Here is an 18,660-nt window from a genome sequence, read left to right as displayed (position 1 = left end):
CACGCGCATAGTTCATCCGCCTGATGGAGGCTGATGAGCGAATGACCATGAGCGAACACATCCCAACCGTGGAAATCTTTGAGCCCACACACCCAAAGAAGGTGAAGGCCAAATCCAGTGACAACCTGATTCATACCCGCAGTTTCACCGGGCTGTTCCGTACCTTGCGCGTGAGCGGTGCGGGCTTCCTGTTCCTGGCCTTTTTCGGCACCGTGTGGCTGAACTGGGACGATCGGCAGGCGGTGCTGTGGGACCTGGCTGAAAGCAAATTCCACATCTTTGGTGCGACGTTCTGGCCGCAGGACTTCATCCTGCTGTCGGCGCTGCTGATCATCTGCGCCTTCGGCCTGTTTGCGATCACGGTGTTCGCCGGTCGCGTGTGGTGCGGCTACACCTGCCCGCAAAGCTCGTTCACCTGGCTGTTCATGTGGTGCGAAAAAGTCACCGAAGGCGAGCGCAACCAGCGCATCAAGCTGCAAGCCGCACCCTGGAGCCTGAACAAATTGGCGCGACGCTCGGCCAAGCACACGTTATGGCTGGGCATCAGCGTGCTGACCGGTCTGACGTTTGTCGGCTATTTCACGCCGATCCGCCCCTTGGCGGCCGAACTACTGACCTGGCAGATGGGCGGCGTCAGCCTGTTCTGGGTGCTGTTCTTTACCGGCGCCACCTACATCAATGCCGGCTGGCTGCGTGAAGCGGTGTGCATGCACATGTGCCCGTATGCGCGGTTCCAGAGCGTAATGTTCGACAAAGACACACTGACCATTTCCTATGACGTGGCACGCGGCGAACAGCGTGGCCCGCGCAAACGTGAGGTCAAACCCGCCGACGTCGGCCTGGGCGACTGCATCGACTGCCAGCTGTGCGTGCAGGTCTGCCCCACTGGCATCGACATCCGCGACGGCCTGCAAATGGAGTGCATCGGCTGCGCGGCGTGCATCGACGCCTGCGATTCGATCATGGACAAAATGGGCTACCCGCGCGGCCTGGTGAGCTACACCAGCGAACATCAACTGCAAGGCGGCAAGACGCACCTGCTAAGGCCGCGTCTGATCGGCTACAGTGCCGTGCTGCTGGTGATGATTGCGGCGCTGGTGGTGGCGTTGGTGGAGCGGCCAATGGTGTCGCTGGACGTGACCAAGGACCGGGGCATGTTCCGCGAGAACGCCCAGGGTTTGATCGAAAACATCTACAGCCTCAAGGTGATCAACAAGACGCAGCAGCGCCAGGACTATCGCTTGGAGCTGGTGGACGCCGAGGGCTTCCAGTTGCAAGGCAAGACCGAGATCAGCCTGGCGCCGGGGGAAATCAGCGATGTACCCGTGTCGGTGGCGTTGCTGGCAGACAAACCTGCGAGCAGTTCGCAGACCTTGCGCTTCAAGGTGACGGATGTGGATGAACCATTGATCTACAGCGCTGCCGACAGCCGTTTTGTCGCACCGCTGAACCGCTGAACCCTCGCAACCTGTAGAAGCCGGCTCCTACCGTAAATCTTTTGGATATTCATGAAACGCTACGAAAAATTCGCCGACGACATTGCAGAACTGATCCGCTCCGGCGTGCTGGGCCCCGGCCAGCGAGTGCCCTCGGTGCGCTATGCCAGTCAGACCTACGGCATCAGCCCGTCCACGGTGTTCCAGGCTTACTACCTGCTGGAGCGCCGTGGCCTGATCCGCGCGCGGCCACGCTCCGGGTATTTCGTCAATACCCATGCCCCCAGCCCGTTTTCCGAGCCGGTGGTGAGTGAGCAGGTGCATGAGTCCACCGAAGTGGATGTGAGCGAACTGGTGTTCTCGGTACTCGATTCGATCAAGGACCCGAACACCGTACCGTTCGGCTCGGCGTTCCCCAGCCCTATGCTGTTTCCACTGCCGCGCCTGGCGCGCTCCCTGGCCAGCGCCAGCCGTGAGATGGACCCGCGCCTGGTGGTCACCGACATGTCGCCGGGCAACCCGCAACTGCGCCGGCAGATTGCCCTGCGCTACATGGTCGGCGGGTTGATGCTGCCGATGGAAGAGCTGCTGATCACCAACGGCGCGTTGGAGGCTTTGAACCTGTGCCTGCAAGCCGTCACGGAACCCGGTGACCTGGTGGCCATCGAAGCCCCGGCGTTCTACGCCTGCCTGCAAGTGTTGGAGCGTTTGAAACTCAAGGCAGTGGAAATCCCCGTGCACCCGCGCGATGGCATTGACCTCAACGCGCTCGCGCAAACCCTGGAGCGCTACCCGATCAAGGCCTGCTGGACCATGACCAGCTTCCAGAACCCCATGGGCGCAACCCTGCCGGAAGCCAAGAAGCAGGCACTGGTGGAGCTGTTACGTGGCCATCAAGTGCCCTTGATCGAAGACGATGTGTACGCCGAACTGTATTACGGCCAACAGGCGCCGAAACCCGCCAAGGCGTTCGATACTGAAGGCCTGGTGATGCATTGCGGCTCTTTCGCCAAGAGCCTGGCCCCCGGCTATCGCGTGGGTTGGGTGGCCGCCGGGCGCTTCGCGCAAAAGGTTGAGCGCTTGAAGTTGATGACCTCGCTTTGCCCTTCGATGCCCGCCCAGGCGGCGATTGCCGATTACTTGCAGCACGGCGGTTATGACCGGCACCTGCGCAAATTGCGCTATGCCCTGGAGGAACAGCAAAGCGCCATGCTGACGGCCATCGCCCGCTACTTCCCGGCGCAGACGCGCGTCAGCCAACCCGCCGGCGGGTATTTCCTGTGGCTGGAGCTGCCGGAGCAGACGGATTCGTTAAAGTTGTTCCAGATGGCCTTGGCGCAAGGCATCAGCATTGCGCCGGGGCCGATCTTCTCGGCGACCCAGCGCTTCAGGAACTGCATTCGCCTGAATTACGGCAGTCCGTGGACCGAGGCATCGGAGGAAGCCATGGAAACATTGGGGCGTATTATCCGATCGTTTTGAGCAGGAACCCCACTCCACAAGAGGCCACACAAGAACGCGCACGCAACAGCTACGCGAAATGCAAGCGCCAATGGGGCGCCCTGTTGGCGATCGACCTGGACAAGGTATTGCGATTTCTCGATAACGCAGACGATCGTTACTTGTATGCCAGCCATCGCCGTAATGGACAGATAGACGGCTCGGCCAGCAACGGTTACAGCATCCCGGACAATTCCGAAGCCAGCCTGCTCCAGGCTTTTTCCCGCAAGGGTTACGACGTGCTGCGCCATCTACAGACGTAAGCAGCAGGTGCTTAACGACCACCGCCCAAATCGAGGAACGTCCCGGTGGCATAAGACGCCTTATCCGAGAGCAACCAGATAATCGCTTCCGCCACTTCATCCGGGCGCCCGCCCCGGGCCATGGGAATACCGGATTCCAACTTGCTGACCCGGTCGGGGTCGCCGCTCAGGGCATGGAAGTCGGTGAAGATGTAGCCAGGCCGCACGGCGTTGACACGAATACCCTCACCCGCCACCTCTTTGGACAAGCCCAGGGTGAAGGTGTCGAGTGCGCCTTTGGAGGCCGCGTAGTCGACGTATTCACCCGGCGAACCCAAGCGAGCCGCCACTGACGACACGTTGACGATGCTACCACCCTGCCCGCCATGCTTGGGCGACATGCGCAGCACCGCATGCTTGGCACACAGGATCGGGCCGAGCACGTTGGTCTTCATGACTTTCAGGATGCGGAATTCGGACATCTCATCCACGCGGGATTTATGCCCCACCGTGCCGGCATTGTTGACCAATGCGGTCACGCGGCCCAACTCGGCGTCCACCCGATGGAACAGCGCGATCACTTCATCCTCGATGCTCACATCCGCGCGCACGGCAATGGCCTGGGCACCCAGCGCACGCACCTGTTCGAGCACACGATGGGCTGCGTCTTCGTCGGACTGGTAGTTGATGCAGATGCGATAGCCCTGGCGGGCGGCCAGCAAGGCCGTCTCGGCGCCAATCCCACGGCTGCCTCCGGTGATGATGACGACTTTGTCCATGGGTGCGGTCTCCTGATTCAACCTGATGCTAAGGGTTGGATCCAAGAATAACCGTCACGCACGGCTTTTGTCAGGCGCTACCGCCTCTTCGGCGCGCTGGATGTCCGTCATGAACCCCTCCGCCGGCAACGGATGGCCCAGCAGATACCCCTGCAGGGAGTTGCACCCCAGCCGGGTGAGGAAACTCTGCTGCACATCGGTTTCCACGCCTTCGGCGACAATGCGCAGCCCCAGGGCCTGGCCGAGGGCGACAATGGCGGAAACGATGGCGGCGTCGTCGCTGTCGTGTTCCAGATCGCGTACAAACCCCCGGTCGATCTTCAGCTCGTTGGCCGGCAGGCGCTTGAGGTACATCAGGCTGGAATAACCGGTGCCGAAGTCGTCGATGGACAAATCGACGCCCATGTCCGACAGCTGCTGCAACACGGTCATGCTCGCATCGGCGTCGCTCATGGCAGTGGTTTCGGTGATTTCCAGGGTCAGGTTATTGGCCGGCAACTGGTGCCGCTCCAGGGCGTCGGCCACGCTCTTGACCAACCCGGCGTGGCAGAACTGCAACGCCGACAGGTTCACGGCAATACGCCAGTCTTCGTAGCCCTGGGCGTACCACAGGCTCATTTGGCGACAGGCCTCGTTGAGCACCCATTCACCGATCGGAATGATCAGGCCGGTCTTTTCCGCCAGCTCGATAAACATCGCCGGCAGCAGTAGCCCTTGTTGCGGATGCTCCCAGCGCAGCAGGGCCTCGGCCCCCACCGGGATACCGCTGACCGCGTCGCACTTGGGCTGGTAGTACAAGCGGAATTGCTCCTGCTCCACCGCATTGCGCAGGTCCTGCAGCAGTTGCAATTGCTTGCGTGCATTGGTGTTCATCGAGGCATCAAAAAAGCTGTAGCCGTTCTTGCCCATGCCTTTGGCGTGGTACATCGCGGCGTCGGCGTTCATCAGCAATTCCTGGGGGTTGTGGCCGTTGCCCGGGAACATGGCGATGCCCACGCTCGCAGAGATCTTCAGCTCATGCTCGGCCACCTGGAACGCTCGATTGATCAGGATCACTTGGCGCTCGGCAAGGCCAAGGGCATCGTCCGGCTGGGTCAGTTGCACCAGCAACACGAACTCATCGCCGCCAATGCGCGCCAAGGTGTCCTGACTGCGCAAGTCTTCGCGCAGGCGCAGGCCGACCTCGCGCAACAATTGGTCACCCATGTGATGACCAAACGCATCGTTGACCGGTTTGAAGCCGTCGAGGTCGATAAACATCAGCGCGAAGCAACCGCCCTGCTCTTTCACGACCTGCATGGCCTGTTGAATGCGATCGGCCAACAAGGTGCGATTGGGCAAGCCCGTGAGCATGTCGTGCAGGGCCAGGTGGGTCAGTTCCTGGTTGGCCAGGGTCAGGGAATCGGCCAGCACTGCAGTGCGCGCTTCCAGGCGTGCATCGAGCAACGAGGTGAGCAAGGCGATGGCCAGCACGGCCAGGGTGGTCACCAGCACCAGGTTGTCCAGCCCCTTGCCGCTCAAGCCGTTCAGTGCAGCACCGCAAACGCTGTCATCGGCGAAACGTGCCGCGGCCATCCCCGTGTAATGCATGCCGACGATGGCAAAGCCCATCACCACCGCGGCGCCCCCACGCGCAAGGCGCACATACGGCGCGTTACGACGCAAGTTATGGGCGATCCACAGCGCAGCGCCAGACGCCGCGACGGCGATCAACAACGAAGCGCCAAACAGAGTGGGGTCATAGTCAATGCCCGGCGTCATGCGCATCGCGGCCATGCCGGTGTAATGCATACACGCAATGCCGGTGCCCATGACCAGCGCGCCAAACGCCAGTTGCCAGGCAGGTAAACGCGGCTGACTGATCAGCCACAAGGCAAAGCCGCTCGACAACACCGCGATCAACAACGACAGCGCCGTGATCCCCAGGTCGAAGCCCAAGGCAAACGGCAAGCGCAACGCCAGCATGCCGATAAAGTGCATCGACCAGACCCCTACGCCCATCGCGATGGCGCCGCCGGTTATCCATAAATAGACAGCGCGGCCATTGGCGGTGGCGATGCGTCCGGACAGGTCCAGCGCGGTGTAGGAAGCCAGGATCGCCACGAACAGCGAGATCACGACCAGGGAGGGTGAATAACTACCGATGAGCATGGGACTTCTCGTGCACAACGGGACTAAGACGCCCGTACCAGGTGGCAAAGCGGGCGATTGTAGCGAGAATAATTATTGAACAGTTGATTAATTATCAGAGCGCCATTAGTGGCATTTTGACGTCAATCATATGGCTCAACAGCTACTCGAATCCGAGGGTCAGCTGCGGCCGAATGTGGGAGCGGGCTTGCTCGCGAAGGCAGTGAATCAGTCAAATGTTCGGTGACTGACACTCCGCATTCGCGAGCAAGCCCGCTCCCACAATGGCTCGGTTTATGTTTATTTTTTGTCCGCGATCGGTGTCTGCCCGTCCCAACCGCCGCCCAATGCGGCGATCAATTGCACGCTGGCAACCAGGCGCGTCTGCAGCAAGGTCAGCACCGTGCGTTCGTTGCTCAAGGCCGTGGCTTGCACGGTGACTACGTCCAGGTAGGCAATCAGGCCGGCCTTGTACTGATTCTGGGTCAGGCGCAGCGATTCACGTGCGGCCTCCAGCGCTTCGTTGCTGACCACCGCCTCGTCTTCCAGCACCTTGAGCTGCACCATGTAGTTTTCCACTTCGCGGAAACCATCCAGCACGGTCTGGCGGTACTTGGCCACCGTCTCATCATAGGAGGCCACGGTACGGTCGACTTCCGCCGAACGCTGGCCACCGTCAAACAGGGTCATGGCGAGTTTCGGCCCCACCGACCAGAAGCGATTCGGCAGGCTGATCCAGTCGGCGTAGGTACTGCTGGAGTAGCCGCCGGCCAAGCTCAGGCTCAGGTCCGGGTAGTAGGCCGCCTTGGCGACACCGATATTGGCGTTGGCGGCGATCACCGAGCGTTCGGCCGAGGCGATGTCCGGACGGCGCTCCAGCAGTTGCGACGGCAGGCTCACCGGAATCTGCGGCAGTGCCGGGATGTCCTTGCTCACCGCCAGGTTGAAGTTGGCCGGAGCCTCGCCGATCAACACCGCAATCGCGTTTTCCAATTGGGCACGCTGCCAGATCAGGTCGATCAGGCTGGCCTGGGTGGTCTTGAGCTGGGTTTGTGCCTGGGCCACCGCGTCCTTGCCGGAGACCCCGGCACGGTACTGGTTTTCAGTCATTTGCAGGGAGCGTTGATAGGTCTCCAGCGTGGCTTGCAGCAAGCGCGTCTGTTCATCCATGACGCGCAGTTGCAGGTAACTTTGCACCAGTTCCGATTGCTGGCTCAGGCGCATCGCCGCCAGGTCCGCCGAGCTGGCTTCGGCGCTGGCTTCGTTGGCTTCCAGGCCGCGACGCAATTTGCCCCAGATATCCGCTTCCCAGCTCACGCCCAACTGGGCATTGAGGGTGTCGCGAATGCCGCTGCTGGAACTGCTCAGGCTCGCGTTGCTGCTGCCGGTGCCCTGACTGGCGCGGGTTTTCCCCACGCTAAGGTCAACGGTGGGGTAAAAAGCGCCACGGGAACTGCGCGCCAGCGCCTGGGCCTGGCGGAAGCGCGCCTCGGCCTGGGCCACGGTCTGGTTGGCCGTGTTCAGGCGCATCACCAAGTCGTTGAGCTGGCGGTCGCCGTACAGTTCCCACCAGGCGCCACGGGCCAGGGAGTCACTAGGGGTAGCCTGACGCCAGCCCTGGGCTTCCTTGAACTGCGCCGGTTCCACGACTTCCGGGCGCTGGTAGTCGGGGCCAATAGCGCAAGCACTGAGCAACAACGCCAATCCCATTGTAGGAGCGAGCTTGCTCGCGAAGGTCGTCAACGAAAACGCGCACAGCCTGAACGTACGCGGTGACGGTGAGTTTTTCGCCAGCAAGCCGGCGCCTACAGGGGACTGCGGTGCATTGGCGTTGATTGAATCGGTCATAGCGCAGTGTCCAGGGCAGCATCGGTACGCACGCCGCGCCAGGCGTTGAAGCGATGGCGCGCGCGGTCGAGATAGAGGTAAACCACCGGGGTGGTGTAGAGGGTCAGGATCTGGCTGAACACCAGGCCGCCGATAATGGTCAGGCCCAAGGGGCGACGCATTTCCGCGCCATCGCCCGCGCCCAGCAGCAACGGCAACGCACCGAGGATGGCTGCCAGAGTGGTCATCAGGATCGGCCGCAAACGCAGCAGGCAGGCACTGCGAATCGACTCCAGCGGGCTCATGCCGTCGTGGCGCTCCAACTGCAAGGCCAGGTCGATCATCAGGATCGCGTTTTTCTTCACCACGCCGATCAGCAGGAACAGCCCCAGCAGGGAGATCAGACTGAACTCGCCACCGGTCAGGTAAATCGCGAGCATCGCGCCGACGCCGGCTGACGGCAAGGTAGAAAGAATCGTCAGCGGGTGAATGTAGCTCTCATACAGAATACCTAGCACCAGGTACACCGCCACCAAGGCCCCCAGGATCATGAACGGCTGGCCCTTCTGCGTGGCCGCGAAGGCATCGGCGGTGCCGGCCATCTTGGCGATCACGTCTTCCGGCAACCCGACCTTGGCAATCGCCCGCTCGATGGCGGCCGTACCCTGCTCCACCGTCACCCCGGGGGCCATGTCAAAGGCGATGTTTTCCGAGGCGAACTGGCCTTCGTGGCTGACGCGATCGTCGGCCAGGCTGTTCTCATAGTGGGCAATGGTCGATAACGGCACCCGCGCGCCATCGGCAGTGATCACCTGCATCTGATTAAGTGTGATCGGGTCCTGGGCGTATCTAGGATTGACCTCCATCACCACCTGGTACTGGTTGAGGCTGTCGTAGATGGTGGAAATCTGCCGCTGGCTGTAGGCGTTGTTGAGCACCGACGTGACCATGTCCATGTCGATGCCCAGGCGCTTGGCCTGGTCACGGTCGACAATCAGCGTGACCTGCGCCGCACCCCGGCCTTCGCGGGCGTCGATGGCGGTGAGTTCCGGCAGCTCGCGCAAGGCGGCCACCACTTTCGGGTACCACAGCCGCAGTGCCGCCAAGTCGCCGCTTTGCAGGATGTAGGAATACTGGGCGCTGGTCTGGTCGCGGCTACCGCCGAATTGCAGGTCCTGGTCGGCCATCAGGAACAGCCGCCCGCCCGGCACCAGCGGCACGTCCTTGCGCAGGCGCTCGATCACCGCCTGGGCGGAAATCTTGCGCTCGCTGATGGGCTTCAGACGCACCAGCATCACCGCATTGTTGGTGCCGTTGTTGCCGCCGATGAAGCCGGCCACGCTGAGCACCGCCGGGTCCTTGAGCACCGCCTTGCGGAAGGTTTCCATTTTCGGCTGCATCACGCTGAACGACAGCCCATCGTCGCCGCGCACAAAACCGATCAACTGGCCGGTGTCCTGCTGCGGCATGAAGGTTTTCGGCACCACCACGTACAGCGCCACATTCAGGCCGATGGTCAGCAACAGGCTGAGCAGGGTCAGGCGACGATGGCGCAGCACCCAGTCCAGGCTGGTGGCGTAGCCTGCGACCATGCGGTCGTTGATCTTCTGGCTCCAGCGCTGCAAACCGGTCATCTGGCCTTTGACATGGGGCTTGAGCCAGCGTGCGCAGAGCATGGGGGTCAGGGTCAGCGAGACGATCAGCGACACAATGATCGCCGCCGACAAGGTGATGGAAAACTCGCGAAACAGATTGGTGACGATCCCGCCCATAAACAGGATGGACAGGAACACCGCCACCAGCGACACGTTCATCGACAGCAAGGTAAAGCCGACTTCCTGGGCCCCCAGGTACGCGGCCTTCATCGGCGGCACACCCTCGTCGATATGCCGGGAAATGTTCTCCAGCACCACGATGGCATCGTCCACCACCAGGCCGGTGGCCAGGATCAACGCCATCAACGAAAAGTTGTTCAACGAAAAACCGTACAGGTACATCACCGCAAAGGTACCCACCAGCGACACCGGCACCGCCAAGGTAGGAATCAGCGAGGCGCGGAAGTTACCCAGGAACAGGTACACCACCAGGATCACCAGCCCGACGGCTATCAGCAAGGTCATTTCGGCTTCGTGCAACGTGGCGGTGATCACCGGCGAACGGTCCATCGCCAGGCTCAGCTTGACGCTGGACGGCAACACCGCCTGCAACGCCGGCAGCTGCGCCTTGATCTGCCTGACCGTCTCGATGATGTTGGCGCCAGACTGGCGGTTGATCACCAGCAGCACCGCCGGTTCGTTGTTGAAGAAGCCGCTGTTGTAGCGGTCTTCGACGCCGTCGCTGATCTTGGCCACATCGCCAAGGCGCAACGCCGCGCCATTCTGGTAGCGAATCAGCAGCGGCTCGTAGTCCTTGGCCTTTTCCAACTGGTCGTTGGCCTGGATCTGCCAGTTGCGCTGGCTGTCCTCCAAGGAGCCTTTGGGCCGGCGCTGATTGGCGTTGGCGATGGTGTTGCGCACGTCGTCGAGGGCCACGCCGTACTGGTCGAGGGCCTTGGGCTCCAGCTCGATGCGCACTGCCGGCAACGAACTGCCGCCGATCTGCACTTCGCCCACACCGGGCACCTGGGACAGGCTTTGCGAAAGGATGGTCGAGGCCAGGTCGTACAACTGGCCCTTCTGCAGCACGTCCGAGGTCAGCGACAGCACCATGATCGGCGCCTGGGACGGATTGATCTTTTTGTAGGTCGGCATGCTGCGCATACCGCTGGGCAGCAGGTTGCGCGAGGCATTGATTGCCGCCTGCACTTCCCGCGCTGCGCCGTTGATATCACGGTCGGAGTCAAATGCGAGGATTACCCGAGTAGAGCCCTGGCTCGACGAGCTGCTCATGGTGGTAATGCCGGCAATCGAGCCAAACGAGCGCTCCAGCGGCGTGGCCACGGTAGACGCCATCACCTCAGGGCTCGCGCCGGGCAAACTCGCCGATACAACGATTACCGGGAAGTCGATCTGCGGCAGCGGCGACACCGGCAGCAGGTTGAAGCTGACACCGCCCAGCAACATGATCGCCAGGCTCAGCAGCATGGTCGCTACCGGCCGACGAATGAAAGGTCCGGACAGGTTCATGACTCAACCGGCTCCAGGCTTTGCGGCTCTTTACGCCAGCGACGGCCAAGGCGATCGAAGTACAGGTAGATCACCGGCGTGGTGAACAGAGTCAGCACCTGGCTGACCAGCAGACCACCGACCATCACCAAGCCCAAGGGTTGACGCAATTCGGCACCGGATCCCGTGGCGAGCATCAACGGCACCGCGCCAAACAGCGCAGCCAGGGTGGTCATCAGGATCGGCCGAAAGCGCAGCAGTGCCGCCTGGTAGATCGCGGTCTGCGGGTCGAGGCCCTGGTTGCGTTCGGCGTCGAGGGCAAAGTCGATCATCATGATCGCGTTCTTCTTGACGATACCGATCAGCAAGATAATGCCGATGATCGCGATCATGCCCAGGTCATTGCCACTGAGCAGCAACGCCAGCAAGGCGCCCACGGCCGCCGACGGCAAGGTCGAGAGAATGGTGATCGGATGGATATAGCTCTCGTAGAGCACGCCCAACACGATGTACATGGTGACCACCGCCGCCAGGATCAACAACAAGGTACTCGACAACGAGGCTTCGAAGGCCTGGGCCGCGCCCTGGAACTGGGTCTGCACGCCCACCGGCATGCCAATGTCTTTCTGGGTCTGGTTGATCAGTTCCACCCCTTTGCCCAGCGCAACGCCGGGGGCCAGGTTGAACGACATCATCACTGCCGGGAACTGACCGATATGCGCTATCGCCAATTGGGCCTGACGCTGTTCCACATGGGCCAGGCTGGACAGGCGCACCTGGCCACCATCGGTGGTTTTCACATGGATCTGGTTCAGCGCCTCCGGCCCCAGGGTTTCGCCGGACTGGGCCTGCAATACCACACGGTACTGGCTGGCCTGGGTGTAGATGGTGGAAATCTGCCGCTGGCCGAACGCGTCATACAATGCGTCGGTGATGGTCGACACGCTGACGCCCAGGCGCGAAGCCGCATCGCGATCGATCACCAGGTACACCTGCAAACCCTTGTCCTGCAGGTCGCTGGCAACGTCGGTGAGTTCGGGCAACTGGCTCAACGCGTGCACCAGCTTGTCGCTCCACAACGCCAGCAACTCGGCATCGGGTGAGGACATACTGAACTGGTACTGGGTGCGGCTGACGCGGTCTTCAATGGTCAGGTCCTGCACCGGCTGCATGAACAGGCGGATACCCACCAGCTTATCGATTTCCGGCTGCAAACGCGTGATCACCTGGGCAGCGCTCAAATCGCGCTGGCCGTGGGCCTTGAGGTTGATCAGCAGGCGCCCGCTGTTGAGGGTCGCGTTATCGCCGTCCACGCCAATGTAGGAAGACAGGCTTTCCACTGCCGGATCGGCCAGGATGATCTTGGCCAATTCCTGCTGGCGCTGGCTCATAGCGGCGAAGGAAATTGACTGCGGCGCTTCGGAAATACCCTGGATCACCCCGGTGTCCTGCACCGGAAAGAAGCCCTTGGGCACCACCAGGTACAGCACCACGGTCAGGCCCAGGGTGGCGATGGCGACCAGCAGGGTCAGCGGCTGGTGCTTGAGCACCCACTGCAACATGCTGCCGTAACGCGCGATCAACCAATCGATCCAGGCGCCGCTGGCCTTGTAGAAACGGCTTTGTTCTTCTTCCTTGGGTTCGCGCTTGAGCAAGCGTGCGCACATCATTGGCGTGAGGGTCAGCGACACCACCAGGGAAATCAGGATCGCCACCGCGAGGGTGATGGCGAACTCACGGAACAAGCGCCCCACCACGTCAGCCATGAACAGCAGGGGAATCAGCACCGCGATCAGCGACAGGGTCAGGGAAATCAGGGTGAAGCCGATCTGCTTGGCGCCCTTGAGTGCGGCGGCCAGCGGGGTCTCGCCTTCTTCGATGTAACGGGAAATGTTCTCCAGCATCACGATGGCATCGTCCACCACAAACCCGGTGGCGATGGTCAATGCCATCAGCGTCAGGTTGTTGATGGAGAACCCCGCCAGATACATCACGCCAAAGGTGCCCACCAGGGACAGCGGTACGGCAATGGACGGAATGAGCGTGGCGCTGACCCGGCGCAGGAACAGGAAGGTCACCATCACCACCAGGGCAATGGCGATGAGCAATTCGTGCTGTACGTCTTTTACCGAGGCGCGGATGGTCTGGGTGCGGTCGGTGAGCACCGTCACATCGAGGCCGGCCGGCAGGTTGTCGGTGATGCTCGGCAGCAGCGCCTTGATGCGGTCCACCACCTCGATCACGTTGGCCCCTGGCTGGCGCTGGATATTCAGCAGCACGGCCTGGTTTTGGTTGGCCCAGGCGGCGAGGCGTTCGTTTTCGGCGCCGTCGACGATCTGCGCCACGTCCTTGAGGCGCAGCGGCGCGCCATTGTTGTAGGCGAGGATCAGTTCGGCGTATTGCTGGGGCGAGACCAACTGGTCGTTGGCGTCGAGCATCGACACCCGCGTTGGGCCGTCGAAGTTACCCTTGGGCTGATTGACGTTGGACGCCGCGATCAGCGTGCGCACGTCCGACAGGTTCAAGCCATTGGCTGCCAGGGCTTCGGGGTTGACCTTGATGCGCACGGCCTGGCGCTGGCCGCCGGCGATGCTGACCATGCCGACGCCGCTGATCTGCGCGATTTTCTGCGCCATGCGCGTATCGACCAGGTCATTGAGCTTGGGCAGCAGCATGGTCTTGGAAGTGATCGCAAGGGTCAGCACCGGGGTATCCGCCGGGTTGACCTTGTTGTACACCGGCGGCGCCGGCAAGTCCTTGGGCAGCAGGTTGGTGGCAGCGTTGATCGCGGCCTGCACTTGTTGCTCGGCGACATCCATATTGATGTCGAGGTTGAAACGCAGGGTCAGCACCGACGCACCGCCGGAGCTGGTGGAGGCCATCTGCGTGAGGCCCGGCATTTGCCCGAACTGGCGTTCCAGCGGCGCGGTGACCGCACTCGTCATCACGTCCGGGCTCGCGCCGGGGTACAGGGTCATCACCCGGATGGTCGGGTAATCCACCTGGGGCAAGGCCGACACCGGCAGCAAGCGGTACGCGATGATGCCGGCCAGAACAATGGCCAGCATGCTCAGCGTGGTGGCGACCGGGCGAAGGATAAACAGCCGCGACAGGTTCATGAACCGACCTTTTGCGCCTTGCCGGCGGTGGTGCCGGTCTCCCCTTTCGCCGCTGGCTTGCCTTGCAGGTGTTCGGTCGGGGTGGTCGGCACTTCGCTGCTGTCGTTCACCACTTCGATCTCGCTGCCGTCCTTGAGGCGGTCGGTACCTTCCAGGACCACGCGGTCGCCGGCTTTGAGGCCTTCTTTGATCACGGTGTTGTCGCCGTCGGTATCACCCACCACCAGGGGCTGCACCTTGACCTTCTTGTCACCGTCGAGCACGTAGACGAAGGTACCGGTGTTGCCGAACTGGATCGCCGCCGACGGCGCCAGCACTACGTTGTGCAAGGTATCGGCCAGCAGGTGCACATTGACGAACTGATTGGGGAACAGCGCCTGGTCCTTGTTATCGAAGCGTGCCTTAAATTTCAGGGTACCGGTGGTCACGTCGATCTGGTTGTCCAGGCTTTGCAGCACACCCACGGCCTGTTGCTTCACATCACCACGGTCCCAGGCTTCCACCGGCAGCTTGTTGCCGGCGTGGTAGCGGGTGAGCACGGTTTCCAGGGTGTTTTCCGGCAGCGTGAAGGCCACGCTGATCGGCTGGGTCTGGGTGATCACGGCCAGGAACGTGGTGTCGTTGGCCGCCACCAGGTTGCCGACGTCCACTTGACGCAGGCCGACACGGCCGCTTATGGGCGCGCGGATCTTGGTGAATTCGAGGTTGAGCTTGGCGTCATCCACCGCACCCTGGTTGGTCTTGACCGTACCCTGGTATTGCAAAACCAGCGCTTCAGCGGTGTCCAGGGTCTGCTTGGCAATACTGTCCTGGGCATACAGGTCGCGGTAACGTTGCACGTCGACCTGGGCGTTTTTCAACTGGGCCTGATTCTGCATCAGCGTGCCCTGGGCCTGGAGCAAGGCGTTCTGGTAGCTGCGCGGGTCGATCTCGGCGAGCAGATCCCCAGCCTTGACCATTTGCCCTTCTTCAAAGGCGATCTTCACCAGCTCGCCGCCCACCCGGCTGCGCACATTGATGGTGTTGAGTGCGGTGACCGTGCCCAACGCCTTGTAGTACACCGGAAACTCGCCCAGCACCGCAGGCGCCACACGCACTGGCACCGGGCCGGTGGATCCACCGAAGCCTGGGCGCATCATCCCCGTTTTGCCGGCATGCCCCGCGGGCTTCTCGGCGCCGTCTTTATGGCTGCCGGGCCAGAATTTCCAGCACAGGCCGGCGATAACCAGCAACACAAGCAGGCCGAACAGCCAGCGGCGGGACTTACGGGGGGAGGATTGCATGGAGTGATCAACCATTGGGCGCGAGAGCTTCTTCTTGGGGAGGCTGAAAGATAAGCACTGGGGCGCATTTAGAAAAGCGCCTTTACCGGCTATTTACCTTGGGCTTACAACTTTTAACTTATGCGACTTAGTCCTACGGCGGTTTCGCTAAGCATCTGAGCTACAAATAAAAACGGCCTGGACTAGGCCAGGCCGCAATCTTGCATCACGCGTGTTACTGCAAAACGACAGTAACGTACCGAAACAGTTACTTCAAAACAGCCAGGGCTGCTTCGTAGTTAGGCTCTTGGCCGATTTCAGGCACCAGTTCGCTGTGCAGCACGTTGTTGTTTTCGTCCAGCACCACCACGGCGCGGGCGGTCAGGCCTTGCAGCGGGCCGTCAGCCAGCGAAACGCCGTAGTCCACTGCGAAGTCGGCGTTGCGGAAGTCCGACAGGCTCAGCACATTGTCCAGGCCTTCAGTGCCGCAGAAACGCTTCTGGGCAAACGGCAGGTCAGAGGAAATGCACAGCACGACCGTGTTGCTCAGGTCGTTGGCCTGGGCGTTGAACTTGCGCACCGAAGTGGCGCAGGTCGGGGTGTCAACGCTTGGGAAGATGTTCAGGACCTTACGCTTGCCGGCGAAGGTTTCCAGGGACGCTTGCGACAGGTCGACAGCAACAAGGCTGAACTCAGGAGCGGTGGAACCGGTTTTCGGCAATTCGCCTTCAACCTGGACAGGGTTACCACGAAGGGTGACTTGAGCCATGAACGGAATCCTTATGCTGATGTGGGTTTAACGAATTCGAGAGGTCGAAGTTAACCACAAACTACGGTGTCTACCTACCGCCAGCGATAAATTGTCATGCCTTCGGTTATGGTTTAATTGCGCGCTTTGCGCCCAGCCCTTCAAGGAAAACGATGTCGATGAATGCCCCTGCCACCAAAGTCCTGGTCATTGGATACGTCTGGCCGGAACCCCGCTCCTCGGCCGCAGGCGGGCATATGATGCAGATCCTTGAAAGCTTTCTTGCACAAGGTTGGGACATCACCTTCAGCAGCCCAGCGACGATTGGCGAACACAAGGCCGATTTGCCTGCCCTGGGTATCGCCGAGTGCGCCATCGAGCTCAATAACAGCAGTTTCGATGATTTTATCCGCGATCTGGCCCCGGATATCGTGTTGTTCGACCGTTTCATGATGGAAGAACAGTTCGGCTGGCGCGTCGAGAAATGCTGCCCAAGCGCCCTGCGCGTGCTGGAAACCTCCGACTTGCAGAGCCTGCGCGACGCACGTCACCAGCGGTTCAAGGATCACTTGAAGGCGCACCCCGACAGCGACGACTTCAGTGCCTTGTTCTCCCCGGCACTGCAGGCAGAGTTCACACTGATGGCCGATACCGACCTGGCCAAGCGCGAGATCGCGGCCATCTACCGTTGCGACATCAGCCTGATGATTTCCGACGTGGAAATCCGCCTGCTCACCGAGCACTTCAAGGTGCCACCCGCCCTGCTCCACTGGTGCCCGCTGATGGTGGAGCCGCCGGCCGAAGCCTTCGCGCCGTTTGAAGACCGCGCGCACTTTCTCAGCATCGGCAACTTCCGCCACGCGCCCAACTGGGATGCGGTGCTCTGGATGAAAAACAGCCTGTGGCCGCTGATCCGCCAGCAGTTGCCGGGGGCGCAGTTGCACATCTATGGCGCCTACACCCCGCCCAAAGCCACCGCCTTGCATAACCCGACGCAGGGTTTTCATGTCATGAACTGGGCCGAAGATGCCTTGCAGGTGATGACCGCCGCGCGCATCTGCCTGGCGCCCCTGCGCTTCGGCGCCGGCATCAAGGGCAAACTGGCGGACGCGATGCTCTGCGGCACGCCGAACGTCACCACGCCTATCGGCGCCGAGGCCATGGGTGATGAACAGCCGTGGCCGGGCATGATCGAACACAGCGCACCTGCCTTGGCGGCGGCTGCCGTGGCGCTCTACCAGAACCGCGAACGCTGGACCCTGGCCCAAGAAAATGGCCGCCAACTGCTCGCCCGCCGCTATGACCAGGCCATGCATGGCCCGGCGCTGGTGGCCTGCCTGGAACAGTGCCGCAGCCATCTGGATGCCCATCGCCGGGACAACTTCACCGGCAGCATGCTGCGCCATCACGCCCATAAAAGTACGCAGTACATGTCCCAGTGGATCGAGGCGAAAAACCGCATCGTATAAACACGAGTGCTGGCGAGGTCGCGTGCGAGGGGGCATTATCCCACGCAGCAACCACAATAAAGCGACGGCAGCATGACCCGAGCAACGCGAATCACCGACCCTTCCTACGAGCTGATGGACGACCACAACGGCCTGTCCATCATCTATCGCCAGCACGGCTTCCCCTGCCCGCTGGTGCGCTGGCACTTCCACAAGGAATACGAGCTGCACCTGATCGTCGCCAGCTCCGGCAAGGTGTTCATCGGCGACTACATCGGTAACTTCTACCCGGAAAGCCTGTTTCTCACCGGTCCCAACCTGCCCCACAACTGGATCAGCCAAGTGGAGGAAGACGAGGTGGTGCCCAAACGCGACATGCTGGTGAATTTCACCGATGAGCTGTTTGAAGGTGGCAGCCAGATTTTCGCCGAACTCAAGACCCTGGCGCCGCTGCTGGAGCGTGCGCAGTACGGTATCGAGTTTCGCTGCAAACGCACGATTATCCAGGCGATGACCTTGATGCAACGCATCGAGGACGCCCAGGGCATGGCGCGCCTGGGGCACTTCTTTATCCTGCTGGAAGCCTTGAGTGCGTGTGAGGACTACCAGTTGCTGTCGGGTGCCACTACCCCGCAGCTGGCCGACGAGCACAGCATCGACCGCACCAACCGCGCGGTGGACTACATTTTCGCCCATTACGCCCGTGAGTTGCCGCTGGAGGAAGTGGCGGAATATCTGGGAATGAAACCCACCTATTTCTCCCGGGTATTCAAACAGGCCACCGGGCGCACGTTTATCGAATTTGTGAACCGGTTGCGCATCAGCAAATCATGCGAATTGCTGGCAGACGGCGACAAGGCCGTGACCGATGTGTGCTTCGAATCGGGCTTCAATAACATCTCCAACTTCAACCGGCGCTTTCAGCAACTCAAGGGCATGACACCCTCCCACTACCGACGCCTGGCAGTGCAACGGCTCACCGAAGAAAACCGCGGCCAGCACCTTACGACACCAGCAAACGGCTACAGATCAGGGCCTTAAACCGTGGCCTTCACGCAATGGAAC

At 61.5% G+C, this 18,660-nt stretch carries 12 protein-coding genes; 5 read left to right on the top strand and 7 right to left on the bottom strand.

Features of this window, described 5'->3' with window-relative positions:
* Positions 1-47 precede the first annotated feature (47 nt).
* From ccoG to AC4PS7_RS14710, 3 genes are read left to right on the top strand one after another with little or no spacing between them, the layout of a single operon-like run.
* On the top strand, positions 48-1,457 hold the full coding sequence (ccoG, locus tag AC4PS7_RS14720) for a cytochrome c oxidase accessory protein CcoG (protein WP_492179531.1): 1,410 nt from the start codon (positions 48-50) through the stop codon (positions 1,455-1,457).
* 51 nt (positions 1,458-1,508) lie between these two features.
* Complete coding sequence (mapR, locus tag AC4PS7_RS14715; protein ID WP_010210739.1) at positions 1,509-2,918, top strand: GntR family transcriptional regulator MpaR; 1,410 nt, start codon at positions 1,509-1,511, stop codon at positions 2,916-2,918.
* Positions 2,915-3,199, top strand: a complete 285-nt coding sequence (locus AC4PS7_RS14710) for a hypothetical protein (RefSeq protein WP_106120264.1) — start codon at positions 2,915-2,917, stop codon at positions 3,197-3,199. Before mapR ends, AC4PS7_RS14710 begins: the two co-directional genes overlap by 4 nt.
* 11 nt (positions 3,200-3,210) lie before the next feature.
* On the opposite strand, the gene AC4PS7_RS14705 is transcribed toward AC4PS7_RS14710, so the two are convergent.
* The 7 genes from AC4PS7_RS14705 to tpx all read right to left on the bottom strand — a co-directional run bounded on the left by AC4PS7_RS14705 (position 3,211) and on the right by tpx (position 16,168).
* Positions 3,211-3,957 carry an SDR family oxidoreductase gene (locus AC4PS7_RS14705; protein ID WP_044287062.1) on the bottom strand — a complete coding sequence of 249 codons (747 nt, stop codon included), beginning with the start codon at positions 3,955-3,957 and terminating at the stop codon, positions 3,211-3,213.
* A 54-nt stretch (positions 3,958-4,011) separates the two neighbouring features.
* Positions 4,012-6,108, bottom strand: a complete 2,097-nt coding sequence (locus tag AC4PS7_RS14700; protein ID WP_021491761.1) for a putative bifunctional diguanylate cyclase/phosphodiesterase — start codon at positions 6,106-6,108, stop codon at positions 4,012-4,014.
* Positions 6,109-6,387: 279 nt separating this feature from the next.
* Positions 6,388-7,935 (bottom strand): efflux transporter outer membrane subunit, encoded by a 1,548-nt coding sequence (locus AC4PS7_RS14695; RefSeq protein ID WP_069672647.1) that lies wholly within the window; start codon positions 7,933-7,935, stop codon positions 6,388-6,390.
* A complete protein-coding gene (locus AC4PS7_RS14690; protein WP_010210745.1) occupies positions 7,932-11,039 on the bottom strand; it encodes an efflux RND transporter permease subunit in 3,108 nt (1,035 codons plus the stop codon). Before AC4PS7_RS14690 ends, AC4PS7_RS14695 begins: the two co-directional genes overlap by 4 nt.
* On the bottom strand, positions 11,036-14,137 hold the full coding sequence (locus AC4PS7_RS14685) for an MdtB/MuxB family multidrug efflux RND transporter permease subunit (RefSeq protein WP_021491764.1): 3,102 nt from the start codon (positions 14,135-14,137) through the stop codon (positions 11,036-11,038). The genes AC4PS7_RS14690 and AC4PS7_RS14685 overlap by 4 nt, the downstream gene beginning before the upstream one ends.
* Positions 14,134-15,435 carry an MdtA/MuxA family multidrug efflux RND transporter periplasmic adaptor subunit gene (locus AC4PS7_RS14680; RefSeq protein WP_010210748.1) on the bottom strand — a complete coding sequence of 434 codons (1,302 nt, stop codon included), beginning with the start codon at positions 15,433-15,435 and terminating at the stop codon, positions 14,134-14,136. Before AC4PS7_RS14680 ends, AC4PS7_RS14685 begins: the two co-directional genes overlap by 4 nt.
* Before the next feature lie 232 nt (positions 15,436-15,667).
* A complete protein-coding gene (gene tpx, locus AC4PS7_RS14675; RefSeq protein WP_010210749.1) occupies positions 15,668-16,168 on the bottom strand; it encodes a thiol peroxidase in 501 nt (166 codons plus the stop codon).
* Positions 16,169-16,326: 158 nt separating this feature from the next.
* On the opposite strand from tpx, the gene AC4PS7_RS14670 reads away from it, so the two are divergent.
* Positions 16,327-17,616: a glycosyltransferase gene (locus AC4PS7_RS14670; protein WP_154846848.1), complete on the top strand. Its 1,290-nt coding sequence runs from the start codon at positions 16,327-16,329 to the stop codon at positions 17,614-17,616.
* Positions 17,617-17,688: 72 nt separating this feature from the next.
* Positions 17,689-18,636, top strand: a complete 948-nt coding sequence (locus AC4PS7_RS14665; RefSeq protein ID WP_106120261.1) for an AraC family transcriptional regulator — start codon at positions 17,689-17,691, stop codon at positions 18,634-18,636.
* Positions 18,637-18,660 lie beyond the last annotated feature (24 nt).

The sequence above is a fragment of the Pseudomonas sp. DW-iso3 genome, from assembly GCF_058725305.1.
Note: the sequence above shows the minus strand (reverse complement) of the source record. Positions and strands in the feature narration are given on the sequence as shown.

Excerpts from the sequence above, each read along its gene's own strand:
- AC4PS7_RS14680 (WP_010210748.1), bottom strand. The coding sequence starts at position 15,435 with ATGGTTGATCACTCCATGCAATCCTCCCCCCGTAAGTCCCGCCGCTGG.
- ccoG (WP_492179531.1), top strand. The coding sequence starts at position 48 with ATGAGCGAACACATCCCAACCGTGGAAATCTTTGAGCCCACACACCCA.
- AC4PS7_RS14690 (WP_010210745.1), bottom strand. The coding sequence starts at position 11,039 with ATGAACCTGTCCGGACCTTTCATTCGTCGGCCGGTAGCGACCATGCTG.
- mapR (WP_010210739.1), top strand. The coding sequence starts at position 1,509 with ATGAAACGCTACGAAAAATTCGCCGACGACATTGCAGAACTGATCCGC.
- AC4PS7_RS14670 (WP_154846848.1), top strand. The coding sequence starts at position 16,327 with ATGAATGCCCCTGCCACCAAAGTCCTGGTCATTGGATACGTCTGGCCG.
- AC4PS7_RS14705 (WP_044287062.1), bottom strand. The coding sequence starts at position 3,957 with ATGGACAAAGTCGTCATCATCACCGGAGGCAGCCGTGGGATTGGCGCC.
- AC4PS7_RS14665 (WP_106120261.1), top strand. The coding sequence starts at position 17,689 with ATGACCCGAGCAACGCGAATCACCGACCCTTCCTACGAGCTGATGGAC.
- AC4PS7_RS14700 (WP_021491761.1), bottom strand. The coding sequence starts at position 6,108 with ATGCTCATCGGTAGTTATTCACCCTCCCTGGTCGTGATCTCGCTGTTC.
- AC4PS7_RS14685 (WP_021491764.1), bottom strand. The coding sequence starts at position 14,137 with ATGAACCTGTCGCGGCTGTTTATCCTTCGCCCGGTCGCCACCACGCTG.
- tpx (WP_010210749.1), bottom strand. The coding sequence starts at position 16,168 with ATGGCTCAAGTCACCCTTCGTGGTAACCCTGTCCAGGTTGAAGGCGAA.
- AC4PS7_RS14695 (WP_069672647.1), bottom strand. The coding sequence starts at position 7,935 with ATGACCGATTCAATCAACGCCAATGCACCGCAGTCCCCTGTAGGCGCC.